Raw genomic sequence first — 6,964 nt, 5'->3', positions numbered from 1 at the left:
GCGCCGGGTGGCCGCCGTCCTGTTCGCCGGCCGGGCCTAGGCCGCTCGGCGGCGCGCCGGTCAAACTGCCCCTTGGCCGCCCGGCGGCGGGGATAAAGGCGTAGCCGCCGACCACGCCGAATGCCACGTTCGGATTGGCCTCGATCGCCTGCCGGACCGGGTTGCCGCGTGCCAGGTGGATGACGGGCGGTCCGTTGGGGAAGAAGCGGGCCGGTACCACCGCGCAGGCCCGCCGCCGGCCGGCGCAGCGCATCTTGGCCCACGGCACAGGAAGTGGTTAGAATCTTGCCGCGCCCACGCCGTGTGGGCCGATCTTCGGAGACGACGGGACTGATGAGCATGCATGCCGCTGCCATGGGGAGCGAGGTGGCCGCAATGGCCTGCAGTGCGGCCCGTCCTGCGCCAGCATCTCCGGACACCACCGTCTGAAGCCTCCCGGCCCACCCTGCGGACCCGGCCGCGCCCTCGCGGGAGCGGTCCGCGCAGCCCTGTGCTGCGCCGCTTCCGCCTGCCCGGAGACTGCCGGCTGCCGCCCTGCCACCATCAGTTCTTCACGGGAAGCAAAACCATGGAACAACTCACCGATTCCGCCATCCGCAAGTCCTTCATCAACGCCACCCGCTCCGAGGTCTCGGCCTTGAACCTGCCGGCCGGCTTCGCCGACCTGGACTGGGACAACCTTGACTACCTCGGCTGGCGGGACCCGAAGATGCCGCAGCGCGGCTATCTCGTCACTCCGCTGGACGGCAGGCCCATGGGCGTCCTGCTCCGGGCACCGGAAACCTCCACGCCGGGCAACAGGCGCGTGCTCTGCGCCCTGTGCCAGGACGTGCATTCGGAGGAGGACGTCTACCTGTACGTCGCCCGCCGCGCCGGCCAGCCCGGGCGGGACGGCAACACCGTCGGCACGCTGATCTGTGCGGACTTCGTCTGCTCGGCCAACGTCCGGCAGGAGGTGCCGGCCACACCGATCCATCCGGACCCGGAAGCGGTTACCGCCGGAAGGATCGCCGGGCTGCGCGAGCGCACCGCCCTGTTCCTGCACCGGGTGCTCGGCCGGTAGGCCGCAGCGGCCGCCGCGGCTGCCCCCTCCCGGGGTGTTCCAGACGGTGCGGTTGTGCGCACCATGGAAACAGGACTTTCGAGGAGGCACCATGGACGTCGTCGTGATCGAAACCCCGCCGCTGGGGGACCGCAGCTACCTGGTGCATGACGGTGCCGTGGCGCTGGTGATCGACCCGCAGCGGGACACGGACCGGCTCGAGGCAGCGGTCCGGGAGGCCGGGGTGCGGCTCACCCATGTGGCCGAGACCCACATCCACAATGACTACCTCAGCGGCGGCCTGCAGCTGGCCCGAGCGCACGGGGCACAGTACCTGGTCAACGCCGCGGACGAGGTGTCCTTCGAGCGCACCCCGGTGCGGGACGGGGACGTCGTCGCCGTCGGCCGGCTGCGGGTCAAGGTGGTGGCGACTCCGGGCCACACCCACACCCACCTGGCGTACATCGTCGACGACGGCGGGGAGCAGGCGGTGTTCTCCGGCGGCAGCCTGCTCTACGGCTCGGTGGGCCGCACCGACCTGGTCCGCCCCGAAGACACCGAGGGGCTGACCAGGGACCAGTACGCCTCCGCCCGCCGGCTGGCCGCCGAGGCCTCCCCGGCGGCGGCGCTGTATCCCACGCACGGCTTCGGCTCGTTCTGCTCCAGCGGGCCGGCCGCCGGCACCCCGTCTTCGACGATTGCCGGCCAGCTGGGCAGCAACCACGCCCTGACGGACCCGGACGTGGACCACTTCGTGCGCGAACTGATCAATAACCTCGGCGCCTACCCCTCCTACTACGCCCACATGGCGCCGGTGAACCGCCGCGGTGCCGGGCCGGCCGAGCTCGCGGTGCCCGAATCGCTGGACCCCGCCGAGCTTCAACGCCGGCTCCAGGCGGGGGAGTGGGTGGTGGATGTGCGCAACCGCGTGGCCTACGCCAGCAGCCACCTGCGCGGCTCGGTCAGCTTCGAATACGGCACCGGGACCAGCTTCACCTCCTACGTGGGCTGGGTGCTGCCCTGGAACCGGCCGCTGACCCTGCTCGGCTCGCGCGGGGAGGTGGAACACGCCATCCGGGACCTGTCCCGGATCGGCTTCGAGTCCCCGGATGCGCGGCTCGGGACCGGGCCCGGTGACTGGGCGCCGGATGTGCCGACGGCGGACTATCCGCGGGTGGGCTGGGATGGGGTGCCCCGCACCTTCGGCGGGGGCGATGTGCTGCTGGATGTGCGCCGCACCGACGAATACGCCCGGTCCCACCTGGACGGTGCGGTCAACGTCCCGGTGCACGAACTGCTCTCCCGGCTGGACGAGCTGCCGCCGGGCCGGCTCTGGGTGCACTGCGCCTCCGGCTACCGGGCCGGCGTGGCCGCCAGCCTGCTGCAGCGTGCCGGCCACGACGTGGTGCTCATCGACGCCAACTACCAGGACATCGAAGGCAGCCGGGATCCGGCTCGGTTTCCCCGAAACCGGTAGCCGGTGTAGCTCCCGGGTCCGTCGGGGCAGAAGGTTGGCCTGGAAGGCGGCGGCTGCCGAGCCGGGCCCGCAGGTCCCGGACCGGCGTGCCGGCCGGATCGTTGTGCAGGATGCCCAGGGAGGCCCGACGCGGCCCCTTGCCAGCGACGCCGGTCCGCGGCAGGGTACAGGCATGACTGCAACCCCTGCCGGCATGCCCGAGAGCGTCCTGATCACCGGCGGCACCGCGGGCCTGGGCGCCGAATTCGCCCGCCAGCTGGCCGCCCGCGGGGCGAACCTGGTGCTGGTGGCCCGGAACGAGGCCCGGCTGGCGGAGAGCGCCGCCCGGCTGCGGGCGGACACCGGCGTCCGGGTGGAAACCCTGGCCGCGGACCTGCTGCAGGACGACGGCGTGGTCCGGGTGATCGACCGGCTCGCCGACGAGTCGGCCCCGGTGGGCACGCTGATCAACAATGCCGGGCACGGTTTGCGGGCCGGCTTCGCGGACAGCCCGCTGCAGGACGAGCTGGACCTGCTGCGGATCCATGTGACCGTCCCCATCGCGCTGGCCCACACCGCGGTGCAGGGCATGCGCCGGCGCGGCCGCGGGCATATCATCAACGTCGCCAGCGTGGCCGGGTTTACCCCGCGCGGCAGCTACTCCACCGCCAAGGCGGCCATGATCCACTTCAGCCGCTGGGCCAACCTGCAGTACCGGTCCGAGGGCATCACCGTCACCGCTGTCTGCCCCGGCTACACGCACACCGAGTTCCACCAGCGCATGCACCTGGACACGCGGCAGATCCCCGGCTGGATGTGGCTGGACGCCGACGTGGTGGTCCGCGACGGGCTGCGCGATGCCGCCGCCGGCAAGGCCGTGTCCATCCCCAGCGCCCGCTACAAGGCGCTCGCCGTCCTGGCCAGGACCCTGCCGCCTGCACTCGTGGGCCGGATCGCCAGCCGCGGCCGCTGACCCCCCTCGAAAAATTGGTCGGCGTATGTCGCCGCAGCCTGGGTCCTCCGGGGATCGGCTCGGAGCCGGTCATCCAAGCCGGCGACGGCCTGAGCCAAAAAATGGAGGAAGCTTCCCGCAAGCTCTACAACTATCGGGGGCTCGACGGCGAAGTGCAGGATCTGGCCAACTACTTCAGCAGCTTTCCCGCGGACTCATCGGCCCTGCGCTTTGGGTTTGCCAAGGCTGCGCGAGCGGAATTCACGGACGGCACCGGAATTCCTTGAGCCCGCGACCGGGCAGGCAGCAGCTGCCGGGCCGGTTGGCGCAGGCACGGCACCCGGATGTCACATCCGGGGCGGTGACGACTTGTTCCGGAACAATATGCCTTCCGCCGCCCCGGCTTGGCAGAATGGCTTCATGGGAGACGCCGAAAAGGCCCTTGACCTCCATATCGAGCTGCGGGAGAGCGAGCCTCACATCTGGCGGGACCTGCGCGTTCCTGCAGGTATCGGGCTGCCGGACCTGCACCGCGCCATCCAGCTCTCCTTCGGCTGGGAGGACCGCCACACGCACCTGTTCAGCCTGGCCGGTGCCGGTCGGCGCATCTTTGCCGGGGATGAGGAAACGGCGCTCGAACTGGGCGTGGAACTGGCGGCGGACTTCACCCTCGCGGACGCCCTGCACGGCAGAAAATCCACCCTGGTCTATGAGTATGACCTTTGCGGCGGCTGGCAACACGAGATCACGGTGACCGGCCATGCCGTCATGCCCTCCGGCTACCTGAGCTGCCTGGCCGGAGCCAACCGGGGGCCGATCGAGGACTCCGGCGGCCCGGGCGGCTCCCGGGGCGTTTGCGGCATCCTCACGGATCCGGCGGACCCCGGGCACGGATCCCTGCGGCCACGGGAGGCCCCGGGTGAAGTCCTGCCCGGGTCCGATCCGGCAGGCTTCGACCTGGACCGGGTCAACCTGCGCCTGGCCCGGCTGAGCGTGCAGTTGACCGGTGCCGAAGCCAGCGCGGAAGAGAAGGCCGAAGTGCTGCGGCCGGTGGCGTGGCTGCTGGAGCGGACCGGCGCGGAAGGACTGGAGCTGACCAGGGACGGCTACCTGAAACCCGCCGTCGTGCGGGCAGCGGCCCAGGTGCTCGGCTGGGCGGACGAGCCCTCCGGCAAGTCCTGCCGGGAGGCGCGCACCCGGCCGGTCCGGGAACTGCGGACCCGCCTGCAGGACTGGGGGCTGCTGCGCAAGTTCAAGGGCCGGCTGATCCGGACCCCGGCCGGCCGCGCCCTGTCCGGCCCGGACCGCGAGGACCGGCTGTGGGACTATCTGGCGGACCGGCTGGCCCACCCCGGTTCGGAGCCGGGGGCGTTCCTCAACGGCTTCTTCGCCCGCTGGCTGCTGTCCGGACCGCTGCCGGCCGGGCACCGGCGCGGGCAGCTGCTGGCCGATGTCCTGGAGGCGGCCGGCTACCGGCTGCCCGGGGATGTGCCCGTTCCCGAAGAAGTGGGCACGGACCTGGCCCGGGAACTGGACTGGACCTTCCGCGTGCTCAATCTCTTCCTGCCCGGGAACTGCCTGCCGGACCGGGACGAAGCCAGCGTTGCGGGCGCAAAGTTCCTGGTGGAGATCCTGCGCCGCCAGGAAGCCGGTCCGGACCGTACCTGAGAGGAGCCAGGAGCCGTGCGGGACCACCATGGCACGTCCGAAGAGCCGCCCGACTCGAGCCGGCGGCAGGCCCCGGGCATATCGTCCAGGCTGTAGCGCTCGATCTCGGGAGTGATCTGGCCGGCCCGGTATCGCCGCCATCTCGTGCAGGTCCTCGATAGTTCCCCGGTAGGTATGTGAGGGTGGACTCGTACGGCGTGGTGAAGAAACTCCACCACTGTCAGTTTTGTCGCGTCCGAGCCCGATGCCCGGGCAGGGCATCATGCCGGCAGTGTTCCCGCAGTACGTGACCTGGCCGTGCAAGCAGGCCCGGCAGCGACCGATGGGCCCGTAGACCAGGTAGGCGCCTCCGGCCGTGATACCGTCCACGCCCGGTCCGGTTTCCTCCACCCAGCCGGAGTTCTCGTGCCCGGGGACGAACACCGTGGATCCTGCCCGCAGCCCGGTATTCCCACCCGGATGCGGTGCTGGGAAGGGAACCTAACCTTCCCAGCCGAGGTTCCGCGCCATCCGCTGCAGCACGTCCAGCGCGGCTTCGTACTCCTCCTCGGCAATGCCCTCGGTGGCCTGCCGCCGGTTGCGCTCCACCACCTCACCCAAGGCTGCCAGGCTCTTGTGCCCCTGCTCGGTCAGCACGAAGCGGCCGTCGTCCTCGGCCACCCAGCCGCTCTCGATCAGTTCGTCCAGGTGCTCGGCGGAGGACTCGTCAAGGGTCTGCTTGAAAAAGGGCCTGAGGGACTCGTCCAACTCCGCCGCCGTGGCCGGATGCTCGGCCAGCACGTTCATGATCTGCCATTGCCGGCGCGTAATGCCGTGTTCCTCCACGGTCGCTTCGAACTGCTCGCCGATCAGCCCGTCGACCAGCCGCAACCAGAATCCGATGGGTCTGCTCTCTGCCATGCTCCCACCATACAAAGCCGGTCAAGGCCGGGTCCCCGTTCGACTCGGCCGGCGCCTCACCGCCTCCCACCGTTCGTACGCCCGCGGCGGGTCCCTCGGCGGTTGGTGCTCCGTGCCCTCCCAGACCTGGCAGGCCCGGTTTGGGACCCTCGGGCACTACGCTGGACCCATGCCGCGTCCGGTCCACCTCAGGCCCGCCAGCATCCTGCTCGTGGTTTTGGGCGGGATGCTGGGCACGCTTGCCCGCTACGGCGTGGCCCTGGCCCTGCCGGCTCCCGGCGGCTGGCCCCTGCCCACCCTGACGGTCAACCTGGCCGGGGCCTTCGCCTTGGGCCTGCTGCTGGAGGCTCTGCTGCGGTCCGGGTCCGACCACGGCGCCCGGCGGGCGGTGCGCCTGGCCGCCGGCACGGGTTTCCTCGGCGGCTTCACCACGTACAGCACCTTCGCACTGGACCTGAACCTGCTGGTCGGCGCCGGAGCGCCGGGCCTGGCCTTCGGCTATGCCGTGCTGACCGTCGTCGCCGGTTTCCTGGCCAGCCTGGCCGGCATCTGGACGGGGGTCCGCCGGGCGGCCCGGACCGCCCGCAGCAGCGTGGCCGGCCGCGGAGGTGCGCGGTGACCGTCCTGCTGCTGGCCTTGGCTGGCGGTGCCGGCGCCGGAACGCGCTTTATCGTGGACGGGCTCATCCGCTCGCGCATGCACAGCGCCCTGCCGGTGGGCACCATCGCCATCAACGTCAGCGGCTCCTTCCTGCTCGGGCTGCTGGCTGGCGCCGCCATGCATCGCGGGCTTCCCGCCGAGCTGCAGCTGATCCTGGGCACCGGCTTCCTGGGCGGCTACACCACCTTCAGCACCGCAAGCGTCGAGACGGTGCGGCTGATCCAGGCCGGGCGCGGCGGCCTGGCCGCGGCCAACGCCCTCGGTACGCTCGCCGCCGCCGCGGCGG

9 protein-coding genes and 1 pseudogene are annotated in these 6,964 nt (G+C 71.4%); 7 read left to right on the top strand and 3 right to left on the bottom strand.

Annotated elements, in window-relative coordinates; genetic code table 11:
• The coding region (locus tag ACFQ36_RS19295) for a hypothetical protein (protein ID WP_377016574.1) at positions 1–268 on the bottom strand (268 nt) is incomplete at its 3' end.
• A gap of 300 nt (positions 269–568) precedes the next feature.
• Here ACFQ36_RS19295 and ACFQ36_RS19290 point away from each other — a divergent pair.
• The 5 genes from ACFQ36_RS19290 to ACFQ36_RS19270 all read left to right on the top strand — a co-directional run bounded on the left by ACFQ36_RS19290 (position 569) and on the right by ACFQ36_RS19270 (position 5,118).
• Complete coding sequence (locus ACFQ36_RS19290) at positions 569–1,063, top strand: FBP domain-containing protein (RefSeq protein WP_377016572.1); 495 nt, start codon at positions 569–571, stop codon at positions 1,061–1,063.
• A gap of 91 nt (positions 1,064–1,154) precedes the next feature.
• A complete protein-coding gene (locus ACFQ36_RS19285; protein ID WP_377016570.1) occupies positions 1,155–2,519 on the top strand; it encodes a rhodanese-like domain-containing protein in 1,365 nt (454 codons plus the stop codon).
• 172 nt (positions 2,520–2,691) lie between these two features.
• Positions 2,692–3,471: an SDR family NAD(P)-dependent oxidoreductase gene (locus ACFQ36_RS19280; RefSeq protein WP_377016568.1), complete on the top strand. Its 780-nt coding sequence runs from the start codon at positions 2,692–2,694 to the stop codon at positions 3,469–3,471.
• A 101-nt stretch (positions 3,472–3,572) separates the two neighbouring features.
• Positions 3,573–3,737, top strand: coding sequence for a hypothetical protein (locus ACFQ36_RS19275; protein ID WP_377016566.1), 165 nt, complete (start codon positions 3,573–3,575; stop codon positions 3,735–3,737).
• Positions 3,738–3,870: 133 nt separating this feature from the next.
• A complete protein-coding gene (locus tag ACFQ36_RS19270; protein WP_377016564.1) occupies positions 3,871–5,118 on the top strand; it encodes a plasmid pRiA4b ORF-3 family protein in 1,248 nt (415 codons plus the stop codon).
• A 258-nt stretch (positions 5,119–5,376) separates the two neighbouring features.
• Here the strand turns inward: ACFQ36_RS19270 and ACFQ36_RS19265 are convergent.
• Both ACFQ36_RS19265 and ACFQ36_RS19260 read right to left on the bottom strand, forming a co-directional pair.
• Positions 5,377–5,541, bottom strand: a pseudogene (locus ACFQ36_RS19265) (alcohol dehydrogenase catalytic domain-containing protein); the annotation flags it as partial.
• Positions 5,542–5,598: 57 nt separating this feature from the next.
• On the bottom strand, positions 5,599–6,018 hold the full coding sequence (locus ACFQ36_RS19260; RefSeq protein ID WP_377016561.1) for a MarR family winged helix-turn-helix transcriptional regulator: 420 nt from the start codon (positions 6,016–6,018) through the stop codon (positions 5,599–5,601).
• Positions 6,019–6,187: 169 nt separating this feature from the next.
• On the opposite strand from ACFQ36_RS19260, the gene ACFQ36_RS19255 reads away from it, so the two are divergent.
• Positions 6,188–6,637 carry a fluoride efflux transporter FluC gene (locus ACFQ36_RS19255; protein ID WP_377016559.1) on the top strand — a complete coding sequence of 150 codons (450 nt, stop codon included), beginning with the start codon at positions 6,188–6,190 and terminating at the stop codon, positions 6,635–6,637.
• A partial coding sequence (gene crcB, locus ACFQ36_RS19250) for a fluoride efflux transporter CrcB (RefSeq protein ID WP_377016557.1) occupies positions 6,634–6,964 on the top strand: 331 nt, incomplete at its 3' end. The genes ACFQ36_RS19255 and crcB, both read left to right, overlap by 4 nt.

Source organism: Arthrobacter sp. GCM10027362, assembly GCF_042679445.1.
Classification (GTDB): domain Bacteria; phylum Actinomycetota; class Actinomycetes; order Actinomycetales; family Micrococcaceae; genus Crystallibacter.
Note: the sequence above shows the minus strand (reverse complement) of the source record. Positions and strands in the feature narration are given on the sequence as shown.